We start from the raw sequence: 26,037 nt of genomic DNA on the forward strand, positions 1-26,037 counted from the left end.
CAGGCTCAACTATAAAGGGAGATTTGATGGGATGAATATCCCTTTCATACATTAAAAACTATCCATCAACTCATTCGGTCTTATCGTCTTTACCTTTCTTGGTTTCAGTGCGAAAGGGCGGAGCCTGATAATTGTTAGGCAGATAATCCTGCGGTATCGTCGTTGCATTTCCGTCTCTGAGTGCTTTATAATGTGGCGACATGATTTCCACCCCGGCCTCATTAAATTTATCCTGAATATTGGCATGAAGCCCTGAATAAATTACTGCCTGTTTATTTGGTGATTTTGTATAGGCATTTAAACGGTAGCTAACATAATAATCGTCAAGGCTGGTTTGAAGTACATAAGGCAAAGGCTCGGCTTCAACAAGCGGAGTGGCAAGCGCCGCATCTATAAGCAGTTGATGTACCTGCCTCCAGGGAACATCATAACCAATGGTAACTGTAGTATTTACAATAAGTCCCTTGTCGGCAGCTTCTATGCTAAAATTTACGGTATGGTTACTCATTACAGTGGAGTTCGGTATTGATACGATTTCGTTCTGAATGGTCCGAACACGCGTCACCAATAATGTTTTTTCAGTAATATCACCAGTAACATCACCAATTTTTACCCGATCGCCAATTTTGAATGCCCGCATATAAGTAAGTACAAGCCCTGCAACCACATTCCCAAGTGCACCTGCCGATCCAAAAGTAAAAAGTACACCCATAAATACTGATACCCCTTTGAAAACACCTGAGTCAGAGCCTGGCAAATACGGGAAAATAACAATAAGCATGAAAGCTAAAATCAATACCCTGATGATCTGGTAGGTCGGATTTGCCCAATCCTTATAAAAGCCTGGTATAGTGAGTTTTCCACGCTCGATTTCTACTTTGATAAAGTGTACAAAACGGATCACATAGCGAAAAACCACCAACAGCACCAGTATCGTCATCAGATCGGGGATATAATTCCATACGGAAATCCCGATTTTCTTTAGCGGACTGAGAATGTAACCCAGTAGATTTACGGAAAGATCACGGGTGAAGGGGAAAATCCCGAACAACACAGGAAAAGCTAAATAAATGACAATCAGGATGACGGCGAACCGGACAATCTTTAAAATCAATGTAATAACATGTCGCTGATGCGCAGCATCCAATAGCTCGTAATTTTTAATCCTAATCCCTTTCCCTGAAAATCTTTCTATGGAAAGAATTTTTTTTGACAGCTTTTTAAATAGTTTGTTAATCAGGTAAATGAGTGTAATCACCACAACAATAACCAATATGGTGAGTAAAATTTCTTCAAGAATAACCCGCCAGCTATTGTCTTTTCTATATTGTTGTACTGCTACCGATACTTTTTTTCTAATCCCGTTCGCATAAATGGTAAGATCGGTTCTTGCCCATAGTGCATCCTGCTCGGTAATGGATAATAAGAGGTTGCGGCCATAAAGCAAATCGGTAGATTGTTCGGCAGAACTGAGCCTGAGCGAATCCATCGAAAACTCCGGGGCATCACCAATACGTTCCAGCCTTTCCACAACAGCTCGTGCGCGGTCGAGAGCACTGAAACTTCCAAGTTTGGCATAAACGTAATAAAGCGTATCTGAATGAAAAACAACCGGAACACCTTTAATGATAGCCCGGAGCGAATCGATTTGATGTTGCTGGCGTGAACGGTGTACCGAATCCTTTTTCTTTAATAAAGAAAGTTCCGAAAGCAATGCGGCCCGCTCAGATTTTTCAGAAGCACCCAAAGTATTCACGCGTCTTTCAAGTTCGGACCTTTTTAACGAATCAGAAAGGCGTTCTGCAGATAATTGACTCACCCTATCCAAATCATTATCCAGTCTTTTTATGGCTGAACTGTCAGGCTTTGTTCGAGCGCTGTCCTGTTGTGCGGAAGAAGTAAAAGATAGGATGCAAAATAGCGAAACAAGGAAGGTGAAAATTCTGGACATAATTTATGGGATTAACCTAAAGTAATAAAATTTACCAATAATTAAAATCCAGTGCTTTCGCTTTTATCCTTATGATCGGTAACCACATGAACAAAAGAACTGGTGCGGATTCTTTTACCACCCGCAATCCCGGTATAAAGATTAATGAAAGTTTCTTCCTCCGTTTTTAAATTCATCACACTATATGCTTCGTTTGTATTGTTGAAATTATTCAGCATAAGGCAATTCTGTGTATTAAAAACTAAAAGCAGCAATAGTGGCTAACAAAAAAGACAATATAAATGATGAATTCCAATTGAATTCGATTTCGGAAAGGACAATTCTTCCGTTGCTTCATTTTTAATTTTCAACCAGTTTTCTGAATAAAAACTGGGCAGATTTCCCGCCGATTAATCACTGTAAATCAGCAATTTTTAGTTAAAATATAGAATTTCGAAGAAAAATGGGACAGCCTGACACTTTAATCCGAAATATTTTTAATCCGTTAATTATCAGTGATTAATATGTTTCTATGTATGCTGAATGGGATATTCTATCTATCTTACCTCACCCAAAATGTAACAAAAAGGATGTGGAAAACTTTTTTGTGGTAAAAAGTGGTAAAAAGTGGTAGAACTATTTACTTTTACACTAGATAAAAAGTGTAGATACCACTATGACCCAACTTTTAGGAGAATTCGATTGTAAACTTGACGCAAAGGGCCGCCTTATGGTACCTGCTGCGCTTAAGAAACAATTGCCTAATGCTGAGAATGATGGGCTCATTATTAACCGTGGTTTTGAGAAAAACCTGGTTATCTATCCTAAAAATGTTTGGGATGCGGTTGTGGCCGATCTTGCCAAACTTAATATCTACGATCAGGAAAACCGTGCATTTGTAAGGGCATTTACCCGCGGCGCAACCGAACTTTCCCTTGATGCTGCCGGTCGTGTGCTTTTGCCGAAATCATTGGTAGAATACGCAGGCATCGGAAGTGATCTTGTTTTGGCTTGTCAGCTAGACCGTATAGAAGTATGGGACAAAAAATCTTACGAAGATATTTTTGATGATGTACCTGCAAATTTTGCAAACCTGGCCCAAAAAGTAATGGGCGATAAGAAGGGAGGCGCAGATGGAGAATAATTACCACGTGCCGGTAATGTTGCAGCCTTGTATCGATGGTTTAAATATCGATCCTGAAGGTGTGTATGTTGATGTTACTTTTGGTGGTGGCGGGCACTCCAGAGAGATTTTGAAACATTTAGGCCCGAAAGGGCGGTTAATTGCTTTTGATCAGGATCCTGATGTACAGGCGAATATCCCTGCTGATGAACGTTTCATTTTTATCGATCAGAACTTTGGTTTTCTTAAAAATAACCTCCGTTTAAAAGGTTTCAAGCAAGTTGATGGAATTCTTGCCGATCTTGGCGTTTCCTCGCATCAGTTTGATGTGCCACAGCGTGGTTTTTCCATCCGCCATAATGCCGATCTGGATATGCGTATGGATCAGCACCGCAATTTAACCGCTGCCGAAATTCTAAATACCTATACAGAAGATAAACTACATAAAATTTTTGGGATTTATGGCGAGGTGAAAAATGCAAAGTCTTTAGCGCGTGCAATTGTTACCGCACGTTTGGAGCAACCATTTACCGATATCAATAGTTTAAAGACAGCTATTGCAGGTTACATCCCAAAAGGAAAAGAAAATAAATATTTAGCGCAGGTTTTTCAGGCCTTGCGTATAGAAGTGAATGCTGAAATTCAGGTGCTTGAGGATTTTTTATTGCAGGCTGCCGATGTTTTAAAGCCCGGAGGTCATTTGGTGGTGATGTCTTACCACTCATTGGAAGATAGACCGGTAAAAAACTTTATGGCAAAAGGCAAATTTCAGGGCGAGGTAGAAAAAGACTTCTTCGGAAATCAACAAAAGCCCTTTAATGTAATTACACGCAAAGCGATTATTGCCACTGATGAGGAAATTGCCCAAAACAACAGGGCACGCAGTGCGAAACTAAGAATTGCCGAAAAGATATGAACAGGTTCAGGGAAGAAATAGAAGAAGAAGAGATAGGGCCTGAACCGGAGCTAAAGGCGGCGCCCAAAAGGCCAAAAACTGCTGAAGAAAAAATGGACAGTAATTCCTTTATCAGCAAGCTTTTTAATGATGGATTGGTAAGTAAGGAGGCGGCAACTGATGCTTTGCCTTATTTGTGTTTTTTGGCCCTCTTAGGGATGGTTTACATTGCCAACAGCCACTTTGCGGTAAACAATGTTCGCCGGATCGATAAATTAAATAAAGAAGTAAAAGAATTAAGATGGGAGTATAAATCGCTAAAGGCCGACCTGATGTTCAAAAGCAAATTGACAGAGGTTGCCAAAAAGGTAGATACCCTTGGAATAAAAGAACTGATTGAACCACCAAAAAAAATAATTGTTAAAAGCGATGAATATTAGAGCAAACATCTTGCTTCGTGTATATCTGGCATTTGGCTTAATTGTGCTTTTTGCTTTCGCGGTGTTTTTACGCCTCGGTCAGGTGCAGTTTGTGCAAGGAAAAAAATGGAAGGCAATGGCCGATAGCCTTTCTACACGCTATGTGAACGTAGAGGCTACCCGTGGGAATATTTATTCTAACGATGGCAGTTTGCTCGCTACTTCCATACCGGAATATGAACTCCGGATGGATATGTTCGCTGGTGGTATTGCTGAGGATAAAGTATTCAACGAAAAAGTAGATTCGCTGGGTTTTAAACTTTCGCAGCTATTCCAGGATAAAACAGCTAAAGAATATGCCCGTTATCTGCGAAAGGGCCGTCAGGATAGTGCCCGTTATTTGTTGATCCACCGTAAAGTGGGCTATGCCGATCTTAAAACCATCAGAACTTTTCCTTTATATAACATCGGTAAGTTCAGTGGTGGTTTAATCGCGGTTCAACAGAACAAACGGATTCTTCCTTTTCAGGCTTTGGCCGCCCGTACCATCGGTTACAAAAACGAAAATGTTAAAAACGGTGTAGGTTTAGAAGGTGCGTATAAAGAATACATTAACGGTGAAACCGGAAAGAGATTAATGCAGCGTATTGCCGGGGGTGTTTATATTCCGGTGAATGAAGAGGCCGAGGTGGCACCAAAAGATGGGGCAGATATTATTTCGACCATTGATGTGAACATGCAGGATCTGGCACAGAGTGCATTGGAAAAACAGCTGATCAAATCACAGGCCGATCATGGCACGGTAATATTGATGGAAGTGGCAACCGGTGAGATCCGTGCGGTAGCCAATTTCTCTAAAGTGGAAGAAGGCGTATATAAAGAGAAGTTTAATTATGCTATTGCCGGTAACCAGGATCCTGGATCAACTTTTAAACTTGCCTCTTACATGGCACTTTTAGAAGATAAGCTTATCGATACCAATACGATGATCGGAACGGGTTACTACCAGATCCCTGGAAAGCTCATTACAGATTCTCACCCGAAAATTGAAACCGTTACGGCGAAAAAAGCCTTTGAAACTTCTTCTAATGCTGCAATTGCAAAGCTGATCAATATGCATTATGGCAACGATCCGATAAAATTTACCGATCACCTGTATGATTGGCATTTGAACCAGAAAATGGATTTACAGATTCCTGGAGAGGCAATGCCGGTGGTAAAAAATCCTAAAACCAACAGAAGCTGGAATAAAAACATGACCCTGCCACAAATGGCTTATGGTTATGAAATGCAGTTAACACCATTAAAGATGCTTACCATGTACAACGCGGTTGCAAATAACGGAAAAATGGTAGCGCCAATTTTTGTTAAAGAGATCAGAAGACTGGGTAACCCAATTGAACAGTTTAAAGCCAGGGTGATCAATGATAAAATCTGTTCAGATGTTACTTTAAGCAAAATCAAAAAAATGCTTGAAGGGGTGGTAACTGAAGGAAGTGGAAAGCAGGTGGTTTACAATCCCTTATATCCGATTGCTGGTAAAACCGGAACTGCGCAGGTAGCTGATGCAAACAAAGGATATAAAGCCAATAAACAATATCAAGCATCTTTTGTAGGCTATTTTCCTGCAAATAAGCCTAAATACTCTTTGATCGTGGTAATCAACGATCCAAAAGGGGCTTATTATGGTGCTACGGTGTCCGGTCCGGTTTTTAGAGAAATTGCCGACCGCATTTATGCAAGCGATATGCAGATGTATAACGATATGCCAACCCGTTTGGTAGGCAATACAGGTAATCCGCCTACAAAAGCAGGGCAAAGTAAAGCCACTCAGAAAGTGTATAAGGCATTTGGTTTTAAACCGCTTTTTGCTTCGAAATCTGAGTACTACAATATTATAGATACCAGTGCAGGTACAATTTTTCAGGAGAACAACGAGCGTAAAGGAGTAATGCCAAACGTAGCCGGCATGGGACTTAAAGATGCGTTATACCTTCTGGGCAATGCAGGATTAAAAACCAAAGTTCTGGGTTCTGGGAAAGTAATCAGTCAATCCATAATTGCCGGAACAAAGGTGGGTAAAGGTTTGGGTGTACAAATAGAGTTGAATTAAGGCAGAAGGTAGAAAGTTTAAAGGTTTAATACCCGATAAGTACTACCAGCTAATAAAAGAATAAAAAATGCAATTACAGGATTTACTTTACGGCATAACGATTAAAGAATTGGTTGGAAAAACCGATAGGGAAATCAATGCGCTTAATTTCGATTCGCGTAAAGTAGCTAAGGATGATGTTTTCTTTGCGATAGTAGGCACTGCAGCCGATGGGCACCTGTTCATCGAACAGACCATTGCGCAGGGCGCGTCAGTGATTGTTTGCGAAAATTTACCAGAGGTTCATGATTTTACAATTACCTATATCAAAGTAGAAAATACTGCGGTGGCTTTGGGTATCATGGCCGGAAATTATTTTGGAAATCCATCTGCAGATTTAAAGCTGATCGGTATAACCGGAACAAATGGCAAAACAACTATTGCAACAATCCTTTTCAAACTGTTTAAGGATTTAGGTTATAAAACAGGCCTTTTATCAACGGTGGAAAATTACATCAATGATACTGTTGTTGCCGCTACACATACTACACCAAATCCAATTGCCTTAAACCAGCTTTTAAGAGAAATGGTTGATGCAGGCTGCGATTATTGTTTTATGGAAGTAAGTTCGCATGCGGTTTCTCAACACAGAATTGAAGGGCTGAGTTTTGCAGGTGGCGTATTTTCGAATCTTACGCATGATCACTTGGATTTCCATAAAACCTTTGATGCCTATTTAAAAGCTAAAAAGGCATTTTTTGATGGTTTGCCTAAATCTGCCTTCGCACTCACCAATCTCGATGAAAAAAACGGTATGGTGATGTTGCAGAACACCAAGGCTTACAAAAAAACCTATGCACTTAAACAACTGGCAGATTTTAAAGCGAAAATTATCGAAAACCAGTTCAGTGGACTGCATTTGGATATTGATAACGAAGACGTTTACTTCAAACTGGTCGGTTCTTTTAACGCCTATAACCTTTTGGCAGTTTATGGAACAGCAGTTTTACTGGAACAGGATAAACTAAAGGTATTGACATTGTTAAGCCGTTTATCAGGTGCCGAAGGAAGATTTGATTATATCACCTCAGCCGATAAAATTATCGGCATTGTAGATTATGCGCATACTCCTGATGCTGTTCAGAATGTTCTGAGCACTATTGCCAACATCCGAAAAGGCACTGAACAGGTAATTACGGTAATTGGTTGTGGCGGAGACAGGGATAAAACCAAACGCCCGATAATGGCTCAGGTGGCTTGCGATTGGAGCGATAAAGTAATTCTGACCTCTGATAATCCACGTACCGAAGATCCGCAAACGATTATCAATGAAATGGAAGAAGGCGTTTCACCAACGAACAAACGCAAAACCCTATCCATTTTAGATAGAAAAGAAGCAATAAAAACGGCCTGCCATTTGGCAAAAGCAGGTGACATTATTTTAATTGCCGGCAAAGGACACGAGAAATACCAGGAAATTAATGGGGTAAGGAACCATTTCGATGATAAGGAAATTTTACTTGAACAATTAAAACCAATCAGCTAATGTTATATTTATTATTCGAATACCTGCATAAGCATTACGATATACCTGGTTTAAGGCTGTTTCAGTACATCACCTTCCGAGCATCTATTTCCATTATTTTATCATTGGTAATTACCACTGTTTACGGACGTAGATTGATTGATTATCTGCATAAAAAACAAGTTGGTGAAATTGTAAGAAATTTAGGTTTAGAGGGGCAGATGCAAAAGCAGGGCACACCTACAATGGGTGGTATTATTATTCTGCTGGGCATCCTTATTCCAACATTACTGTTTGCCAATATTTCCAATATATATGTGATTTTAATGATCATCACTACAGTATGGATGGGTGCTGTTGGTTTCCTGGATGATTACATTAAAGTTTTCAAAAAGAACAAAGAAGGTTTAGCAGGCCGTTTTAAAGTGGTTGGCCAGGTAGGTTTGGGCCTGATCGTTGGCTGTACGATGTATTTTCACCCGAATATTGTGGTAAGAGAAACCGTGCAGGATGATGTAAAAAATACTTCATCCGTACCGATGGTGTTACGCCAGAAGGGTGAAACCTTTTATTATACGCAGGATGTAAAATCAACCAAAACCAACATGCCTTTTTATAAGAACAATGAGTTCGATTATGCAAAGGTGCTTAAGTTCTTGGGTGGTGATTATCAAAAATATGCCTTTTTTATCTTTCTTATCGTAACGGTATTTATTATTACCGCCGTATCAAACGGTGCAAATATCACCGATGGTATAGATGGTTTGGCTACAGGTACATCTGCGGTGATCGGGATTACGCTTGGTATTTTGGCTTATGTATCTGGTAATACCATTATGGCCGATTACCTCAACATCATGTACATACCCAACTCCGCAGAGCTGATGATTTTTGCAGGTGCATTTGTAGGGTCTTGCGTTGGTTTCCTCTGGTACAATTCATATCCTGCACAGATTTTTATGGGCGATACCGGAAGTTTGGCCATTGGAGGGATCATCGCTTCATTTGCCATCATGATCCGAAAAGAATTGATAATCCCGATTTTATGCGGAATATTTCTGGTAGAACTCGTTTCGGTAATTATGCAGGTATCGTATTTTAAATATACCAAAAAAAAGTTTGGCGAAGGACGAAGGATTTTTCTAATGTCACCATTACACCACCATTACCAGAAAAAAGGATACCATGAGGCCAAAATTGTAACACGGTTCTGGATTATCGGGATTATGCTTGCAATTATGACCATTGTAACATTGAAATTAAGATAGCCGAAAATATAGTAAAGAATAAATCAACAATAATGAGCACAAATAATATCACATCAAGTAATACTAAGTCAGCGATGACCGGGCAGCGCCGTGTGGTAATTTTGGGTGCCGGCGAAAGTGGGGTTGGTGCAGCAAAACTGGCTCAGGCCAAAGGTTTTGATGTTTTTGTATCAGATTTCGGAATCATTGCCGATAAATATAAAGCGGCTTTAGAAAAACTTGTTATCACATTCGAATCTGAGCAGCATACCGAAGCACTGATTTTAAATGCTGATGAAGTGATCAAAAGTCCTGGCATTCCACCTACAGCGCCAATTATTAAAAAACTGGTTGCAAATGGAATTCCTGTTGTATCCGAAATAGAATTTGCCAAAAGATATACCGCTGCCAAAACGATCTGCATTACAGGCTCAAACGGTAAATCCACCACCAGCTTATTAACCTATCACATTCTTAAAAATGCAGGTTTAAACGTAGGCCTGGCCGGTAACATCGGACAGAGTTTTGCTGCTCAGGTGGCTACAGAAGATTATGAATATTATGTACTTGAGATTTCGAGCTTTATGCTTGATGACATGTTTGAATTTAAGGCCGATATCGCTGTTTTATTAAATATTACACCCGATCATTTAGACCGGTACGAATACAAGCTGGAGAATTATGCGGCATCAAAAATGCGCATTGTTCAAAACCAGACCGCAGAAGATATTTTTATTTACTGCGCAGATGACCAAGAGAGCCTGAAGGCCATGGCAATTGCCAGGCCATCGGCCAAAACCTATCCTTTTTCAATTGTAAAAAAAGTTGAACCGGGTGCGTATTTAGAAGAAACTACTATCCATATCCTTACAGAACCTAATAACCCACTAACCATGACGATTTCAGATTTAGCCCTACAAGGCAAGCACAACATTTACAATTCTATGGCGTCAGGCATTGTAGCTAAAGTTTTAGAGTTGAGAAATGAGACCATTCGCGAAAGCATGGGCAATTTCAAAAATATTGAGCATAGGTTAGAGCACGTGGCCAAAATTTCAGGCATTGATTTCATAAACGACAGCAAGGCCACAAACGTAAACTCCACATGGTATGCTTTGGAGAGCATGACAAGCGATGTGGTACTCATCATGGGCGGTGTAGATAAAGGGAACGATTATAATATGCTTAAAGACCTTGTAAAAAGTAAGGTGAAAGCCATTGTTTGTCTAGGTAAAGACAATAAGCGCATCCATGATGCATTTGAAGATGACGTTGAGGTAATTGTAAATACTTTTTCAGCAGATGAGGCCGCGCAGATTGCTTTCCATCTGGCCAAGCGTGGAGATGCGGTACTGCTTTCTCCTGCATGTGCAAGTTTCGATCTGTTTAAAAATTACGAGGACCGCGGCAATCAGTTTAAGGCGGCAGTTAGAGAATTATAAAAGGAGGCTGAATATATGTTCCAAGCACTACTTAATAAAACAAAAGGCGATAGATGGATCTGGTTGATCATCATCCTGCTTTCGCTTATATCGGTAATGGCAGTGTACAGTGCGACAGGTACCTTGGCATATAAAAAAGGTGAAGCGGTAGAAAAACTTTTGCTCACCAAGCATTTGATTTTTGTGCTGATGGGTATCGGGATGATTTATATCGCCCACTTACTTGATTACCGATATTATGCCGGAATTTCCAAAGTGCTGATGATTGTAACTATTCCGCTGCTGTTTTACACGCTAATATTCGGTACCAATTTGAACGATGCTTCCAGGTGGGTAAAAATACCGGTGATCGGACTTACTTTCCAAACTTCCGATTTGGCAAAACTGGCATTGATTACCTTTTTAGCACGTATGCTCACTAAAAAGCAGGAAAACATTAAAAATGTTAAAGAGTCATTTATACCGATTATGGGTTCGGTTTGCGTGGTGTTTGTTTTAATTGCACTCGCCAACCTATCTACAGCTTTAATGCTTTTTGGTGTAAGTATATTGCTGTTGATCATAGGTAGGATCAGTATCAAACAGATTGCCATTGTTTGTGCAGGTGGATTCGTCCTGTTGCTGTTCGTGTTCTTTTTGGGACCGCGGAGAAAAACTTACATGTCACGTATCAATACCTTTATGCATCCGGAGATGCAGCATTCAGATAAAACTTTCCAGGCCGACCAGGCAAAAATTGCCCTGGCCACTGGTGGTGTTTTTGGTAAAGGACCAGGTAATAGTACGCAGCGCAACTTCCTGCCACACCCTTATTCCGATTTTATTTTCGCCATTATTATTGAAGAATGGGGAACCCTGGGAGGAATTGTAATTATGGTGCTTTACCTGGTGCTTTTATACCGATGTATCAAGATCGTAACCCGGGCGCCCAAGGCCTTCGGCGCGCTATTGGCTGCCGGACTAAGTTTTAGTTTAACGATACAGGCTTTTGCCAATATGGCCGTAGCAGTTGGTTTGGGCCCTGTAACAGGGGTTCCGCTTCCATTGGTAAGCATGGGTGGTACATCAATGATTTTTACCAGCGTTGCCTTCGGTATTATTTTAAGCGTAAGCCGTGATGTTGAAGAAAATGCAAGCGCATCAATAAAAGAAGAAAAAGAAAAAGTAAAAAATAAAGTTATCGTCGGAGAAATCCCAGCAATTGCGTAAACAAAAACTCAGCCTTCTTAAAAGCGGGTGGAAGATATAAAAGGATTAAAATGAATAATTCCCCAAAAATTATCATATCAGGTGGTGGCACCGGCGGGCACATTTTTCCCGCCGTAGCCATAGCCAATGCGCTTAAGCGCATGGTGCCGGCCTGTGAAATTTTGTTTGTGGGTGCTACAGGCCGTATGGAGATGGAAAAAGTTCCGGCGGCCGGATATAAAATAATAGGTTTGAATATCAGCGGAATGCAGCGTGGTTCAATTGTTAAAAACCTAGCGCTACCATTCAAAGTGATCGGGAGTGTGCGCAGGGCCATGCAGATTATCAGTGACTTTAAACCAGATGCAGTTGTGGGAGTAGGTGGTTATGCGTCAGGGCCATTATTGTATGCTGCCTCCCTAAAAGGAATTCCATACCTTATTCAGGAACAGAATTCTTACGCAGGGGTTACCAATAAATGGCTGGGTAGAAAAGCTTCAAAAATATGTGTGGCTTTTGATCATATGGATCAGTTTTTTCCAGCTGATCGGATTTTAAAAACAGGAAATCCAGTCCGTCGGGAAGTAATTGATATTAAAGGTAAACACTACCAGGGCGCAGAACTTTTAAAGCTCGATCCGTTAAAAAAGACCATTATGGTTACAGGAGGAAGTTTGGGCGCAGGCACACTGAACAAGGCAATAGAAAAACACCTGCCCGACATTTTAGCGCAGGATGTACAGGTCATCTGGCAGACGGGTAAATATTACTATAAGGGAATAATTGAAAGATTGGGCCTGGAATACCATCCCAATGTGAGGATACTTGAGTTTTTAAATAAAATGGACCTGGCTTATGCCGCTGCAGATGTAATTATCAGTAGGGCAGGAGCAGGAACAATAGCAGAGCTTTGCTTGATTAAAAAGCCGGTAATTCTGGTTCCTTCTCCAAATGTGGCAGAAGATCATCAAACCAAAAACGCGATGGCCTTAGTCAAAAATGGAGCTGCGATCTTAATTAACGACCGTTCTGCAGAAGATACGCTTGTTAAAGAAGCATTATCATTATTAAATAATAAAGAACAAAGCGCAAAGCTTGTTGAAAATATAGGAAAAATGGCACTTCCAAAAGCAGACGAGATTATTGCCGGCGAAGTGTTGAAATTGATTAAGTAAAGATATGAGAAACTAGATGTGCGATCTGAGAATAGACTATTTGTATAGTATCTCATATTCACATCTCCAATCTAAAAAAATGGAATTAAGTAAAATAAATAGGGTTTTCTTTGTAGGTATCGGTGGTATCGGCATGAGTGCTATTGCCCGTTATTTTGCTAAACGAGGTCAGGTGGTGTATGGTTACGATAAAACCAGGACTAAGCTAACCGAGACTTTAGAAGGTGAGGGTATTGTGATTACCTATCTTGATGAAACCGCTTCACTGCCAGCTGCATTTTTGGATAATCACGAAGAAACACTGATTGTTTACACGCCGGCCATTCCGAAAGATTCAAAAATTTTAAATCATTTTATAGATAAATCCTTCTCACTTAAAAAACGCTCAGAAGTGCTGGGCATCATCAGTAAAGGGATGTTCTGTGTTGCCATTGCGGGTACACATGGCAAAACAACAACCTCATCAATCGTTGCCCATATTTTAAAGGATACCGGCTACGATTGCACAGCTTTTCTTGGAGGCATCACCAGTAACTACAACAGCAATGTGCTTTTTGGAGATAATAATGTGGTGGTAGTAGAAGCCGATGAGTACGACCGATCATTCCTGACACTTCATCCCGATGTAGCTGTGGTAACCTCAATGGATGCCGATCATTTGGATATTTATGGTGATAAAAGCCATCTTGAAGAATCGTTCAGGTTATTTGCAGGTCAACTGAAGGAAGAAGGTAGGTTATATGCCCACGAAGGGTTGCCACTTGAAAAGAGTATAAGTTACGCGGCAAGTTCAACGGCCACATCAAGGTCTGAGAACCTGAGAGTGGAAGGATCTAAATTTGTATTTGATTATGCTGATGGCTCGCATCAGATAAACGATATCAGTTTAATGCTGCCCGGTAAGCACAATGTAGAAAACACAACAGTTGCCATAGCCATTGCTTTGCAACTGGGAATAGATGCTGATAAAATAAAACAGGCTGTAGCAAACTTTAAGGGCGTTAAACGCCGATTTGAGTACGTTGTCAACAATGGTAATCAGATTTATATTGATGATTATGCACATCACCCTGAAGAATTAAAGGCCTGTTTCAACGCGGTTAGAACTTTATATCCTGATAAAAAACTGACTGTCATTTTTCAGCCGCACCTGTTTACGCGGACGAGGGATTTTGCGGATGAATTCGCAAAAGTTTTAAGCACAGCTGATGAACTGATGCTTTTGGAGATCTATCCTGCCAGGGAATTGCCACTGGAGGGTATTAATTCGCAGTTTTTATTGGATAAGATTACCCTTTCGGATAAAAAAATATGTGGAAAAGAATTTGTGGTTCAGCATGTTAAGGATACAAAACCTGAATTAATTTTAACTGTTGGTGCCGGAGATATCGATACGATTATTGAGCCACTTAAAAATATATTGAATAATGCTTAAACGGATAAACTGGAGCGCAATTTTTACCGGCTTTGCCTGGCTGATCAGCCTGGCAGGAGTGGTGGTGCTTTTAAGTTTCATCAACGTTAAAAAGCAGACCGTTAAATGCACTGATGTTAAAATCTTAATTCCCGGTGCCGATAACTTTATAGAGCGCGAAGAAATAGATGCCATTTTAAAAGAAGATCAAGGGATACTTTTAGGCCGGAATCTCGAAAATATCAATATTCATAAAATTGAGAAGAAACTTCAGTCAAACCCTTATATCGGTTTCGCAAAAGTTTATGTCGATATGGATGGCGTACTGCACATTGAAGTAAAGCAAAGACAGCCCATTCTGCGTATCCTAAATGATAACGGACAGGATTTCTATATTGATAATGATGGATTAAAAATGCCCATTTCATCAAATTTCACAGCGAATGTGCTCGTAGCAACAGGGAACATTGCCGAAGTTTTTGGCAGTAGAGTAGATACTCTACACACTCAGCTTGCAAGGGATTTATATAAAACGGCACAATACATTAAAAAAGATACCCTTTGGGAGGCACAGATAGAACAGATTGTGGTAGATCAGAAAAGCGATATAGAACTCATTCCAAGGGTGGGTAACCAACGTATTGTTTTGGGTAATGCCGATTCGCTCGAAAAGAAAATGAAAAACCTGTTGCTGTTTTATAAAAAAGCAATGCCGCAGGTAGGTTGGGATACTTATAAAACCATAAATATTAAATACACCAACCAGATTGTCTGCGAAAAAAGAGATTCTTCAGCTTTAGCAAAAAAAGCAAAAACATTTTCTGCCGCTGATAGTTTGAGGATACAGCGAAGTGTTGCCGATTCATTAATCAATAGCACAATAGTTGCTGCTATGGACGACAGGCCCGAAGCAGATCCGGCTGTAAAAGAAGAACCAAAAAAGGTTGAGGCTCCAAAGGCTGCACCAAAAAAAGCCGAACCTAAAAAGGTAGCGCCTAAAAAAACTGTAGCAGTTAAAACAGAAATGAAAAAACCTGCAACAACATCAGCAACCAAACCAAAGGAAACAAAGCCTGCGGATAAAAAAGAAAAACCGAAGCAAACGGTAGCAACACAGCCAAAGCCGGCAAAATCCCAGGCTCAATTAAAAAAAGAGAAGGAAGCAAGAGAGAAAGAGATCAAAGCCCTGGAAAAACAGTATAAAACTCAGCAAAATTAACGAATATGGACAAGGCAAAATTTACCAGTCAGTCGCCCATTGTAGTAGGATTGGATATCGGTACTACAAAAATTTGTGTTATCGTTGGTCGTAGAACACAACACGGCAAGATAGAAATCTTAGGAATAGGCAAGGCAGAATCAGCGGGGGTAACACGTGGAGTGGTTTCTAACATTCAAAAAACCGTGCAGGGTATTGCTCAAGCAGTTGAAGTAGCAAGCGGACAATCCAATGTAGAAATACAGGTGGTAAATGTGGGTATTGCTGGTCAGCACATCAAAAGCTTACAGCACAGAGGAATTTTAACAAGAAGAGAATTAAACAACGAAATCGGTAAAAAAGATATCGATAAGTTGATTGATGATATGTTTAAACTGGTAATGCCGCCGGGTGAGGAAATCATCCATGTATTGCCACAGGAATTTACCATTGATAACGAGCCGGGAATCAAAGATCCGATCGGTATGGCAGGAGTACGCCTCGAAGCCAACTTCCATATCATCTCCGGTCAGGTTACCGCAGTAAAAAATATTATCAAATGTGTAAACAATGCAGGTTTACAAACTCAGGATTTAATACTTGAGCCATTGGCTTCTTCCGAATCGGTGTTGAGCGAGGAAGAAAAAGAAGCTGGTATTGCATTGGTTGATATTGGTGGTGGTACTACAGATATTGCCATTTTCCACGAAGGCATTATCCGACATACAGCAGTAATTCCTTTTGGTGGCAACAGTGTTACCGAAGATATCAGAGAAGGTTGTTCAGTGATGCGCAACCAAGCAGAATTATTGAAAACGCGTTTCGGTTCTGCACTTGCTGAGGAGAATAAAGAAAACGAAATCATTTGCGTTCCGGGTCTTCGTGGCCGCGAACCGAAAGAAATTTCAGTTAAAAACCTTGCCTATGTAATCCAGGCCCGTATGGAAGAGATTATTGAGCATGTATATTACGAAATCAAATCATCAGGCTATGAGAAAAAACTGATCGGTGGTATTGTAATTACAGGTGGTGGTGCCTTATTGAAACACTTATCTCAGGCGGTGGAATATGTAACCGGTTTAGATTGCCGTATCGGTTATCCCAATGAGCATTTATCTAAATACGAAGATATGCCTAAAACCATTTACGATGATCTTAAAAGCCCGATGTACGCAACCAGTGTTGGCTTATTGATTAAAGGAATTCAAAAAGCCGAAGAGCTGATTGAAGAAATGAAACAACCGGGCGTTTTTGTAGAAAAACCAAAAACAGCTAAAGAAAAAGAAAAACGCGGACCAGGTTTATTCGATAAATTACTTGCAAAAACAAGAACTTTCATTCAGGATGATATGAATGTAAGTGATGAGGATTACTTGAAAAGCTAACTATTTTTCCACAAAAGAAGAGTTTTCCACATTATCAACAGTTGTGGAAAACGTCTGTTGAAAAAGTGTTAATATTACATTGAGTAATGAACAGAATTTAAGAATTATTAAACAACTGATTCATAAAGATATGCAGTTCGAAATGTTAAAAGATAAGTCTTCAATCATCAAGGTAATTGGTGTTGGAGGCGGTGGCGGCAACGCAGTGAACCATATGTACCTTTCTGGTATTACTGGTGTGGATTTTATTATTTGTAATACAGATGCCCAAGCTTTGGAATCTAGCCCGATACCCAACAAGGTACAATTGGGTGCGAGTTTAACCGAAGGAATGGGTGCAGGTTCTATTCCTGAGGTTGGTAAAAACTCAGCTATAGAAAATATAGATGATATTAAAGCAATGTTAGGCAGCACAACCAAAATGCTCTTTATTACAGCAGGTATGGGTGGTGGAACCGGAACAGGTGCTTCTCCCATCATTGCAAAAGCCGCTAAAGAGCTTGATATTTTAACTGTTGCCATTATTACAACCCCATTTTCTTTCGAAGGGAAGAGGCGTAAGCTGCAGGCCGACGAAGGTATGGAGGAGTTAAAAAAATATGTAGATTCTTACCTGGTAATCTCCAATGATCGCCTGCGTGAAATCTTCGGAAACCTAACCCTTGGTTCAGCATTCGGTCAGGCAGATGATATTTTAACTACTGCTGCAAAAGGTATCGCCGAGATCATTACAGTGCCAGGTTATATCAACGTGGATTTCAAAGATGTGCGTACCGTAATGAAAGATAGCGGCGTTGCAATAATGGGTAGCTTTGCCGCTGAGGGCGAAGACCGTGCATTGCAGGCCGTGGAAGGTGCTTTGGCTTCACCGTTATTGAAAGATAACGAAATAGAAGGTGCACGGTACATTTTATTGAATATCAGTTCGGGTTTACGTGAGGTAACCATGGATGAAGTATCAATCATTACAGATTACATTCAGGAAAAAGCTGGTTTATCTGCTGATCTGATCTGGGGTAACTGTACAGATGAGTCGTTAAGCGATAAATTATCAGTAACCATTATCGCTACAGGTTTCCAAACATCAGAAGAACGCGTACACGAAGAAAAAAATAAAAAGAAAGTATCACTTTTAACACCAGAGGAAGCGCCGCTAGTTCGTCCCGTTGAACCAGTAAACTCTTTTATTCAACCTAAAGCAGTACCGTCTTACGAGCCTGTTTTAAAAACAAAAGAAGAAGTTTCTCAGGCAGATCTTTTTGGTGGTATGTTCAATAAATCTGAACCGCAAAAAGTTCAGGAGCCAGATAACAACGTGGTTCGCCATACCTTGATGGAGGAAGAGCCTCAGGTAGAACAGGCACCGGAAACAGGATTTGAATTTGAAGTGAAATTAGCTGAAACGAATTTTGTTTTTGAAACACCTGCCGCTCAAATGCCGCCAATGCCAGAGCCTGAGCCGGAAATCGAAATGCCGGTTGCTGGTTTGGATGATGACAAAAGCGATGAGTCAATGGAAGAGCAATTGAAAAAATCCAAAGAACGTATTTTGCGTCTAAAGGATTTAAGCATGAAATTGCGTACTACCAATGGTTTACAGGAACTGGAGAACGAACCGGCTTACAAACGTAAACAAATGCAGTTGCAACAAGTTCAGCATTCTTCTGAATCCCAGGTTAGCCGTTTTACTTTAAGCAACGATCAGGACGGCGGTACAGAAATCAGACCGAACAATTCTTTCCTGCACGATAATGTTGACTAAAGTAAACCAAATATAATTTTAAAGCCCCGATACCAAATCGGGGCTTTTTTGGCATAAAATTAGCACGTTAAAAGCCATAATTAACACCTGTAGACGAATAGGTTGATTTTAAGACGAATAAAGCTTAAATTCGCAAAATTTTTATTATAAAAAACACATATTACATTGGATATATTTGATAAGATAGCAAAGCACATGGGGCCACTTGGGCAACACCAGAAATGGTCTCATGGGTATTTCTCATTTCCAAAATTAGAGGGAGAAATTGCACCTCACATGCAGTTTCGTGGAAAAGAGCATTTGGTTTGGAGTTTAAACAACTATTTAGGTTTAGCCAATCACCCGGAAGTTAGAAAAGCAGACGAAGAAGCTGCTGCACGTTTCGGTATGGCCTACCCAATGGGTGCCCGTATGATGAGCGGTAACTCCAATTATCACGAGCAGTTGGAACAGGAACTTGCAGAATTTGTAGGTAAACCTGATGCATTTTTATTAAACTATGGCTATCAGGGCATGGTATCAATTATCGATACTTTGGTTGATAGAAACGATGTAGTGGTCTATGATGCAGAATCTCATGCCTGTATTGTGGATGGATTACGTTTGCATATGGGTAAACGCTTTGTTTACAAACATAACGATATAGAAAGTGCCCGCAAACAGTTAGAGCGTGCAACCAAACTGGTAGAAGAAACCGGCGGAGGCATTTTATTAATTACCGAAGGTGTTTTCGGAATGAGCGGTGCACAAGGTAAACTAAAAGAGATTGTTGAGCTTAAAAAAGATTTCAATTTCCGTATTTTGGTTGATGATGCCCACGGTTTCGGTACAATGGGTAAAACTGGTGCAGGTACACACGAAGCTCAGGATTGCATTGAAGGAATTGATGTTTATTTCGGAACCTTTGCAAAATCTATGGCAGGTATTGGTGCATTTGTAGCATCAACCGAACAAATTACCAATTTCTTAAGGTATAACATGCGTTCTCAAACCTTCGCCAAAGCATTACCTATGCCAATGGTAATCGGTTTATTAAAACGTTTGGAACTGCTGAAAAGCCAACCTGAGTTAAAAGATAAACTTTGGGAAATTGCGATGACCTTGCAAAAAGGCCTTCGCGAACGTGGTTTCGATTTAGGGGTAACAGATTCTGTAGTAACACCGGTTTTCTTAAAAGGAGAACTTTCTGATGCCACAGCAATTACTTACGATCTGCGTGAAAATTATAGTATTTTCTGTTCAATCGTGGTTTATCCTGTAATTCCTAAAGGAATGATCGAATTGCGTTTAATTCCTACAGCTGTCCATACTTTGGAAGATGTTCAACGTACGTTGGATGCTTTTAGTGAAGTAGCAGAAAAACTGGAAAACGGCTATTATAAAGAGAATCTTTTCGCAACCGTTTAAGATCAATTAAAATTTTACAAAGCCCTTTAAATCAGTTTAAAGGGCTTTTTTATTTACGTTTTTTTGGTATAATGCTTTATTTCAGTCTGTTATGTATGTTTTTTCAGTTAAAGTATGTTTATAAGTACATCAATTGTGGAAAAAAACGATTTAGCAGGTAGCTTTTTATTCCCTTAAAAATTTTTTTATTTCCTCAAACACTTTAAATTAGAGTAGATAATTAAAAAACTAAAACCTTAAAGAACCATAGGAGTAATTAAAAATGAAAAAATTCGAAGAAGTAAAAAGTTTAGTGACAGCTTTGGAAGCTGATGCAGACAAATTTTATAACAAAGGTAACAGCGCAGCTGGAACCCGTATACGTAAAGGTATGCAGGATTTGAAAAATTTAGCTCAGGCCATCCGTTTAGAAGTTCAGGAAACTAAAAACAAAGCTTAAACAATAAAGATATTAACAATACGGAGCCTCAGGATATTTCTGGGGCTTTTTTTGCGGTTATAATTACTGTTTCACAAATTGTAATACGTAAAATATATAGCACAAATTACCATTCATTACGTAAATTTGCTAGCTTCTACTGTTACAGCATTTATACGATAAATCTGCTGTTGACATTTTTCGACTGATCAAAGATTAGTTAAGGTTTACAAGATTAAAAGGTGCAACGTGTTGGAAAATCTGGAATACATTAATGCAGACAGCCAGGATATTGAGCACGTGCTCAATGTTATGAATACGGTGCATCCGATTGACAATGAATTGGCCGGAGAATTTAAAAAACATCTTTTAAAGCTGAAAATCAAAAAAGATCAGATTCTTTTTAAAGAGAATGAGGTATGCCAATACATGTACTACATTGTAAAAGGTGCATTGATGGGCTGCACTACCCATAACAAGCAAAAAATTACCACTTATATCTCTGTAGAAAATGATTTTGTAAGTTCCATATCCGGCCTGCACGGATCGGCGCACTCTCAGGAATATGCTGTAGCTGTGGAAGATTCCGAACTATTGGCCATGCACAACGGCGAACTCAACCGTCTTTTTAAACATCACTTCGAACTTAATTACATTTTCAGGGTAGTATTGGAGAAATACTATAAAGATGCTCAGCAGCGGGCGCACATTATCAGGGTGGGGAATGCTAAAGAAAGGTATTTATATTTCGCGCAAACCAATCCAAACTATCTAGACCGGCTTCCTGCCGAAATAGTAGCGTCATTGCTTAACATTAAACCCTCGACATTATCAGCCATAAAAAAGAACTATGCTGTCCCGAAAAAGCAGAGCCTTGAGCTTGAAAAATACGGTAAGCAGTTCGAAAACTATGTGGTCAACAATCAATCTTTCAGAAATAAGGGGATCAGGCTGAATACGCTCGCTGAAGACCTGGGGTTAAGCAGCCATAAACTCTCCACAGTTTTAAACTGTTATTTTAACCAAAGTTTTATTGATTACATCAATCAGCAGCGTGTGAATTGGATCAAAGATAGTCTCCGGAATCAAGACATTATACAGAGTTTTACACTTGAGGCTCTTGCCTACAGTGCAGGCTTTTCTTCCCGTAGTGCCTTTTATAATTCTTTTAAAAAAATTGTCGGAATGAGTCCGCTGGAATATGCGAAAAAGCTTCGGTCTGTTAAAACGTTACCTTAACGTTTTTGTTACGAAACAACATCAGAAAGATGTTTTAGATCGTATAATTGTATTGATTTATAATACAGGACAAATTTATTTTCTGATTCCATCTTATATAAGGTATGTTTAGTTAATTTAAGATGTTAAACATAACTGTGATTTAAAACGCGCTCAAATGGTTGAATTGATTGAAGATATAAAAATGATGCGTTCAGCAGATTGGGAAGCGGTAAGGGCAATCTATCAGGAAGGAATCGATACAGGAACAGCAAGCTTTAGAATACCGGAAATTTCGTGGAAGGACTGGGATTCATCGCACCTTAAAAAATGCAGGTTTGTAGCTTATCAGGATGAGCAAATTGTAGGTTGGAGCGCACTTTTGCCTGTGTCTGCCAATTATGATATGGATGGAGTGGGAGAAATCGAGGTATATGTTAAGCAAGGTTACAAAGGCCGGGGGATCGGTTCATTATTATTGGGTGCATTAGTGAATGAAAGTGAAAAAAACGGAATGTGGATGCTCCAGGCAGGAATATTCCTGCAGAATTCTGCGCTATTGAAAATTTATGAGAAAGCTGGCTTTAGGGTCGTAGGCTATAGAGAGAAAATAGGTAAGGCCAATGGCGTATGGCAGGATAACCTGTTGGTTGAAAGAAGAAATAAATTGATTGCATGATAAAAAAAGGGCTTCGAAATGTATTGGAAGCCCCTTTTTGCTAGTATCTCAATAGCTGATAATCATCTGCATTTTTCCCTTTTTCGAACCGTACAAGTTTTTCATTGCGGAAGAAGAAAAATTTGAAATCAGTAGAGGCATGATAAGTGCTGTAAATTCTGGTTCCATCTTCATTAGCAGCCACCAATTCGGGCTTGTTTTTCTTTTTAAAATCAGATTCCGACATCCCCATCGTAAAAGTAGGTTCGAAGCCAACAAAGGCCCTACAGCTCAGCATAACCAATGCCAGGCCGATTAACAATAATTTTTTCATATGTGTGTTTATTTGTGTGTATGAATGCCAATTCAATAATGATGCCTTTAATATTCCTAAAAATTGTAAAGATTAGGGATTTTAGAGGTGATCTATAATCTACTGATTATCAGTATTTTTATTTCCGTAATTTTTTATTTACACAAAAAAAACAGATTGCCATCATTCGCTTTTCAGCAAAATCAAACAATCTGTTCGAAGAATTTAAATATATGAAGTGATTTAAGCCACTACACTCAGTTTTTCCATTTCTGCGATAATCGATTTCTCCAATGATGACGAAGCTTTAACCAATGGCAATCTTACTGTGTCTCCACAAATTCCCAAATGTTTTAATGCTGCTTTAATACCGGCCGGGTTACCTTCTGCAAACGCCAAACGCGTAAACTCGATTAAACTTAAATGCGCCGGAACTGCACTTTTGAAATCGCCGGCTAAACACTGTTTAACCATATCGGACAGTTGTTTCGGTAATGCGTTACCGATCACCGATATCAGCCCTGATGCACCTAAAGCAACCATTGGTAAAGTAATCGGATCGTCGCCAGAGATTAAAAGAAAATCCTGAGGCTTATCTCTCATAATCTGGTTAAACTGATCAAAACTACCCGAAGCTTCTTTTGTAGCAATGATGTTTTTGAAATCATGTGCCAGCCTGCACGTGGTCTCCGGACTCATGTTACTGCCTGTACGGCCAGGTACGTTATATAAAATCAAATCTAAAGGAGAAATTTCAGCCAGATATTTGTAGTGCTGATAAATTCCTTCCTGCGTAGGTTTATTATAATAAGGGCTAACCGATAAAATGGCACTGTAACCAGCTCCATCGAATGATTTGATATCTTCGGCAACCGCCAAAGTATTATTGCCACCGATTCCGGCAACCAAAGGTAATCTGTTATTGTTAATTTCAGCAGTATAGGCCCACACCTTCTTCTTCTCGTCTTTGGTCATTGTGGCGGTTTCGCCGGTTGTACCTAAAGAAACGAGGTAATCTATCCCTCCGTCTACCATGTGATTGATCAGGTTTTTTAAGCCATTGTAATCAACTGATCCATCTTTGTTGAAAGGCGTAACCAATGCTACACCAGTACCCTGAAATTTGTTCATTTTTAATTTATAATTATTGAATCTGAATTATTGAATGATAGGATTCTGGAACATTCAACAACTCAGTCATTCTCTCACTTTATTTTATCATTTCTAAAAGCTCAGCATCACTAATAATCGGAACATTCAATTTGTTTGCTTTTTCCAATTTCGATGGCCCCATGTTATCACCCGCAACCAGGTAATCAAGCTTGCCCGAAATACCGCTCAGCATCTTGCCACCGTTTGCTTCAATCATATCTTTCAGCTCATCGCGGCTAAAGTTTTCAAAAACGCCCGAAATTACGAATGTTTTTCCAATAAGTCTATCACTATCAAGCGTAATTACTTTTTCTTCAATTTCAAACTGTAATCCTGCTGATTTTAATAATTCTACCTGCTGTAAGTGCTCCGGTTTTCCAAAATATTCAACAATGCTCTCTGCAATCCGTTGCCCGATTTCATCAATAGCTATCAATTCCTCTACAGTTGCTTTAGCAAGATTATCAATATTTTTAACTCCGGCAGCTGTTTTTTTAGCAACTGTTTCGCCAACATAACGTATTCCAAGTCCGAAGAGGACTTTTTCAAAAGGCATTTGCTTTGATTTTTCAATCCCTGCAAGCATGTTTTCTATTGAACGTTCACCGAAACGATCGAGAGTTTTTAACTGATCCGATTTTTGATATAAAGTATATAAATCGCTGATGTGGTTAACTAAACCATGCTTGTAAAAAGTTTCGATGGTTTCGTCGCCAAGTCCATCAATATTCATAGCTTTGCGCGAAATAAAATGTTGTATTTTTCCCACAATCTGCGGCGGACAACCTTCATCATTCAGGCAATAATGTACCGCTTCGCCTTCTTTTCTAACCAGTTCGGTACCACATTCAGGGCAATTGTGTAAATAATGCACTTTTGCTGCACCGGGCAAACGTTTATCAAGATTTACTTTGATAATTTTAGGAATAATTTCTCCACCTTTCTCCACATATACTGTATCCCCTTCGTGCAGATCCAAACGTTCAATTTCATTGGCATTGTGCAAGGTGGCCCGTTTAACCGTTGTGCCAGCCAGTAATACCGGTTTTAAATTGGCAACCGGTGTTACCGCACCCGTCCGGCCAACCTGGTATGTTACTTTTTCCAATACCGTTTCCACCTCGGCAGCCTTGTATTTATATGAGATTGCCCAGCGTGGCGATTTGGAAGTAAAGCCTAATTCCTGTTGCTGGGCATAACTGTTAACTTTAATTACAATGCCATCAATGTCGTAACTCAATTTAAAACGCTCATCTTCCCAGTGGTGAATGAACTCCAAAACTGCATCAATGTCTGAAACCAGTTTGTTGTGCTCACATACATGAAAACCCCATTCTTTTACGGCATTTAAGCTTTCCCAATGGGTTTTAAATTCATTTTTATCGGTATACAGGAAATAAATAAATCCATCCAACGGGCGTTTGGCTACTTCCTTACTGTCTTGCATTTTTATTGTTCCGGAGGCAAAATTCCGCGGGTTTGCGTATTGAATTTCGCCCAGTTCTTCGCGGGCAGCGTTTAAACGTAAAAAGGCCGCTTTATGCATAAATATCTCGCCGCGGATTTCGAAATGATCGGGTGCCACATCAGATTTAATTTGATGGGGAATAGTATGGATGGTTTTAACGTTATTGGTTACATCATCCCCTTTTGTGCCATCCCCACGGGTTACTGCCCTTAACAGTTTGCCGTTTTCGTAAGTAAGGCTGATGGATAGACCATCAAACTTAAGTTCGCATACATACTGGAAATTATCACCGATTGCTTTGCGGATGCGTTCGTCAAAATCGCGCAGATCTTGCTCGTTGTAGGTATTCCCCAACGATAACATCGGGTATTTATGGTTTACTGTAATGAAGTTTTTGGTAATATCGCCCCCTACGCGCTGGGTAGGCGAATTCGGGTCGGCAAAATCCGGGTTTGCTTTCTCCAGTTCGGCCAGGTGTTTTAATTTTTTATCAAATTCATAATCACCGATGGTAGGCATGGCCAGCACATAATAGTTATAATTGTGCTGGTTTAATTCGGCCACCAGGGCATCCATTTCTTGTTTTATTGCAGTAAGCGACATAAGAC

22 protein-coding genes are annotated in these 26,037 nt (G+C 39.8%); 17 read left to right on the forward strand and 5 right to left on the reverse strand.

Going from position 1 to position 26,037, the window contains the following annotated elements; genetic code table 11:
* Positions 1–70: 70 nt before the first annotated feature.
* The gene (locus ACZZZW_RS08960; RefSeq protein ID WP_463493004.1) at positions 71–1,951 is read right to left on the reverse strand and encodes a mechanosensitive ion channel family protein; all 1,881 of its coding nucleotides are present in this window, start codon (positions 1,949–1,951) and stop codon (positions 71–73) included.
* Positions 1,952–1,992: 41 nt separating this feature from the next.
* Entirely contained in the window at positions 1,993–2,169 is a 177-nt protein-coding gene (locus tag ACZZZW_RS08965) for a hypothetical protein (RefSeq protein ID WP_463493006.1), read from the reverse strand.
* A gap of 437 nt (positions 2,170–2,606) precedes the next feature.
* Here ACZZZW_RS08965 and mraZ point away from each other — a divergent pair, with 437 nt between their 5' ends.
* From mraZ to ACZZZW_RS09050, 17 genes are all read left to right on the forward strand, one after another.
* Complete coding sequence (mraZ, locus tag ACZZZW_RS08970; protein WP_055915237.1) at positions 2,607–3,074, forward strand: division/cell wall cluster transcriptional repressor MraZ; 468 nt, start codon at positions 2,607–2,609, stop codon at positions 3,072–3,074.
* The gene (rsmH, locus tag ACZZZW_RS08975; protein ID WP_463493007.1) at positions 3,064–3,969 is read left to right on the forward strand and encodes a 16S rRNA (cytosine(1402)-N(4))-methyltransferase RsmH; all 906 of its coding nucleotides are present in this window, start codon (positions 3,064–3,066) and stop codon (positions 3,967–3,969) included. Before mraZ ends, rsmH begins: the two co-directional genes overlap by 11 nt.
* Positions 3,966–4,388 carry an FtsL-like putative cell division protein gene (locus tag ACZZZW_RS08980; protein WP_025144488.1) on the forward strand — a complete coding sequence of 141 codons (423 nt, stop codon included), beginning with the start codon at positions 3,966–3,968 and terminating at the stop codon, positions 4,386–4,388. Before rsmH ends, ACZZZW_RS08980 begins: the two co-directional genes overlap by 4 nt.
* Positions 4,378–6,480 carry a penicillin-binding protein gene (locus ACZZZW_RS08985; protein WP_463493008.1) on the forward strand — a complete coding sequence of 701 codons (2,103 nt, stop codon included), beginning with the start codon at positions 4,378–4,380 and terminating at the stop codon, positions 6,478–6,480. Before ACZZZW_RS08980 ends, ACZZZW_RS08985 begins: the two co-directional genes overlap by 11 nt.
* Positions 6,481–6,547: 67 nt before the next feature.
* Positions 6,548–8,005: a UDP-N-acetylmuramoyl-L-alanyl-D-glutamate--2,6-diaminopimelate ligase gene (locus ACZZZW_RS08990; RefSeq protein ID WP_463493009.1), complete on the forward strand. Its 1,458-nt coding sequence runs from the start codon at positions 6,548–6,550 to the stop codon at positions 8,003–8,005.
* Complete coding sequence (gene mraY / locus ACZZZW_RS08995; protein WP_463493010.1) at positions 8,005–9,252, forward strand: phospho-N-acetylmuramoyl-pentapeptide-transferase; 1,248 nt, start codon at positions 8,005–8,007, stop codon at positions 9,250–9,252. Before ACZZZW_RS08990 ends, mraY begins: the two co-directional genes overlap by 1 nt.
* A 32-nt stretch (positions 9,253–9,284) precedes the next feature.
* Positions 9,285–10,673, forward strand: coding sequence for a UDP-N-acetylmuramoyl-L-alanine--D-glutamate ligase (murD, locus tag ACZZZW_RS09000; RefSeq protein ID WP_463493011.1), 1,389 nt, complete (start codon positions 9,285–9,287; stop codon positions 10,671–10,673).
* 15 nt (positions 10,674–10,688) lie between these two features.
* Positions 10,689–11,882 carry an FtsW/RodA/SpoVE family cell cycle protein gene (locus tag ACZZZW_RS09005; RefSeq protein WP_055915216.1) on the forward strand — a complete coding sequence of 398 codons (1,194 nt, stop codon included), beginning with the start codon at positions 10,689–10,691 and terminating at the stop codon, positions 11,880–11,882.
* Between the two features lie 50 nt (positions 11,883–11,932).
* Entirely contained in the window at positions 11,933–13,036 is a 1,104-nt protein-coding gene (gene murG / locus ACZZZW_RS09010; protein ID WP_463493012.1) for an undecaprenyldiphospho-muramoylpentapeptide beta-N-acetylglucosaminyltransferase, read from the forward strand.
* Between the two features lie 79 nt (positions 13,037–13,115).
* Positions 13,116–14,471, forward strand: coding sequence for a UDP-N-acetylmuramate--L-alanine ligase (gene murC / locus ACZZZW_RS09015; protein ID WP_463493013.1), 1,356 nt, complete (start codon positions 13,116–13,118; stop codon positions 14,469–14,471).
* On the forward strand, positions 14,464–15,669 hold the full coding sequence (locus tag ACZZZW_RS09020; protein WP_463493014.1) for a cell division protein FtsQ/DivIB: 1,206 nt from the start codon (positions 14,464–14,466) through the stop codon (positions 15,667–15,669). Before murC ends, ACZZZW_RS09020 begins: the two co-directional genes overlap by 8 nt.
* A 5-nt stretch (positions 15,670–15,674) precedes the next feature.
* The gene (gene ftsA, locus ACZZZW_RS09025) at positions 15,675–17,033 is read left to right on the forward strand and encodes a cell division protein FtsA (RefSeq protein ID WP_055915204.1); all 1,359 of its coding nucleotides are present in this window, start codon (positions 15,675–15,677) and stop codon (positions 17,031–17,033) included.
* Positions 17,034–17,163: 130 nt separating this feature from the next.
* Positions 17,164–18,795 (forward strand): cell division protein FtsZ, encoded by a 1,632-nt coding sequence (gene ftsZ, locus ACZZZW_RS09030; protein WP_463497734.1) that lies wholly within the window; start codon positions 17,164–17,166, stop codon positions 18,793–18,795.
* 165 nt (positions 18,796–18,960) lie between these two features.
* Positions 18,961–20,202 carry an aminotransferase class I/II-fold pyridoxal phosphate-dependent enzyme gene (locus ACZZZW_RS09035; RefSeq protein WP_131526940.1) on the forward strand — a complete coding sequence of 414 codons (1,242 nt, stop codon included), beginning with the start codon at positions 18,961–18,963 and terminating at the stop codon, positions 20,200–20,202.
* Positions 20,203–20,464: 262 nt separating this feature from the next.
* Entirely contained in the window at positions 20,465–20,641 is a 177-nt protein-coding gene (locus ACZZZW_RS09040) for a hypothetical protein (protein ID WP_055915195.1), read from the forward strand.
* A gap of 231 nt (positions 20,642–20,872) precedes the next feature.
* Positions 20,873–21,859 carry a helix-turn-helix domain-containing protein gene (locus ACZZZW_RS09045; RefSeq protein ID WP_055915192.1) on the forward strand — a complete coding sequence of 329 codons (987 nt, stop codon included), beginning with the start codon at positions 20,873–20,875 and terminating at the stop codon, positions 21,857–21,859.
* Positions 21,860–22,016: 157 nt separating this feature from the next.
* Positions 22,017–22,517: a GNAT family N-acetyltransferase gene (locus ACZZZW_RS09050; protein WP_055915189.1), complete on the forward strand. Its 501-nt coding sequence runs from the start codon at positions 22,017–22,019 to the stop codon at positions 22,515–22,517.
* A 40-nt stretch (positions 22,518–22,557) separates the two neighbouring features.
* Here the strand turns inward: ACZZZW_RS09050 and ACZZZW_RS09055 are convergent, their stop codons facing one another.
* From ACZZZW_RS09055 to ligA, 3 genes are all read right to left on the reverse strand, one after another.
* Positions 22,558–22,830, reverse strand: coding sequence for a hypothetical protein (locus ACZZZW_RS09055; protein WP_055915186.1), 273 nt, complete (start codon positions 22,828–22,830; stop codon positions 22,558–22,560).
* Positions 22,831–23,052: 222 nt separating this feature from the next.
* The gene (gene dapA / locus ACZZZW_RS09060; protein WP_055915183.1) at positions 23,053–23,940 is read right to left on the reverse strand and encodes a 4-hydroxy-tetrahydrodipicolinate synthase; all 888 of its coding nucleotides are present in this window, start codon (positions 23,938–23,940) and stop codon (positions 23,053–23,055) included.
* Between the two features lie 79 nt (positions 23,941–24,019).
* The gene (ligA, locus tag ACZZZW_RS09065) at positions 24,020–26,032 is read right to left on the reverse strand and encodes an NAD-dependent DNA ligase LigA (protein WP_055915180.1); all 2,013 of its coding nucleotides are present in this window, start codon (positions 26,030–26,032) and stop codon (positions 24,020–24,022) included.
* Positions 26,033–26,037 lie beyond the last annotated feature (5 nt).

The sequence above is a fragment of the Pedobacter sp. AC379 genome (assembly GCF_979258145.1).

Bases quoted from the DNA above. Each gene is read 5' to 3' on its own strand.
- ACZZZW_RS08960 (WP_463493004.1), bottom strand. From the start codon at position 1,951: ATGTCCAGAATTTTCACCTTCCTTGTTTCGCTATTTTGCATCCTATCT.
- ACZZZW_RS08965 (WP_463493006.1), bottom strand. From the start codon at position 2,169: ATGCTGAATAATTTCAACAATACAAACGAAGCATATAGTGTGATGAAT.
- mraZ (WP_055915237.1), top strand. From the start codon at position 2,607: ATGACCCAACTTTTAGGAGAATTCGATTGTAAACTTGACGCAAAGGGC.
- rsmH (WP_463493007.1), top strand. From the start codon at position 3,064: ATGGAGAATAATTACCACGTGCCGGTAATGTTGCAGCCTTGTATCGAT.
- ACZZZW_RS08980 (WP_025144488.1), top strand. From the start codon at position 3,966: ATGAACAGGTTCAGGGAAGAAATAGAAGAAGAAGAGATAGGGCCTGAA.
- ACZZZW_RS08985 (WP_463493008.1), top strand. From the start codon at position 4,378: ATGAATATTAGAGCAAACATCTTGCTTCGTGTATATCTGGCATTTGGC.
- ACZZZW_RS08990 (WP_463493009.1), top strand. From the start codon at position 6,548: ATGCAATTACAGGATTTACTTTACGGCATAACGATTAAAGAATTGGTT.
- mraY (WP_463493010.1), top strand. From the start codon at position 8,005: ATGTTATATTTATTATTCGAATACCTGCATAAGCATTACGATATACCT.
- murD (WP_463493011.1), top strand. From the start codon at position 9,285: ATGAGCACAAATAATATCACATCAAGTAATACTAAGTCAGCGATGACC.
- ACZZZW_RS09005 (WP_055915216.1), top strand. From the start codon at position 10,689: ATGTTCCAAGCACTACTTAATAAAACAAAAGGCGATAGATGGATCTGG.
- murG (WP_463493012.1), top strand. From the start codon at position 11,933: ATGAATAATTCCCCAAAAATTATCATATCAGGTGGTGGCACCGGCGGG.
- murC (WP_463493013.1), top strand. From the start codon at position 13,116: ATGGAATTAAGTAAAATAAATAGGGTTTTCTTTGTAGGTATCGGTGGT.
- ACZZZW_RS09020 (WP_463493014.1), top strand. From the start codon at position 14,464: ATGCTTAAACGGATAAACTGGAGCGCAATTTTTACCGGCTTTGCCTGG.
- ftsA (WP_055915204.1), top strand. From the start codon at position 15,675: ATGGACAAGGCAAAATTTACCAGTCAGTCGCCCATTGTAGTAGGATTG.
- ftsZ (WP_463497734.1), top strand. From the start codon at position 17,164: ATGCAGTTCGAAATGTTAAAAGATAAGTCTTCAATCATCAAGGTAATT.
- ACZZZW_RS09040 (WP_055915195.1), top strand. From the start codon at position 20,465: ATGAAAAAATTCGAAGAAGTAAAAAGTTTAGTGACAGCTTTGGAAGCT.
- ACZZZW_RS09050 (WP_055915189.1), top strand. From the start codon at position 22,017: ATGGTTGAATTGATTGAAGATATAAAAATGATGCGTTCAGCAGATTGG.
- ACZZZW_RS09055 (WP_055915186.1), bottom strand. From the start codon at position 22,830: ATGAAAAAATTATTGTTAATCGGCCTGGCATTGGTTATGCTGAGCTGT.
- dapA (WP_055915183.1), bottom strand. From the start codon at position 23,940: ATGAACAAATTTCAGGGTACTGGTGTAGCATTGGTTACGCCTTTCAAC.
- ligA (WP_055915180.1), bottom strand. From the start codon at position 26,032: ATGTCGCTTACTGCAATAAAACAAGAAATGGATGCCCTGGTGGCCGAA.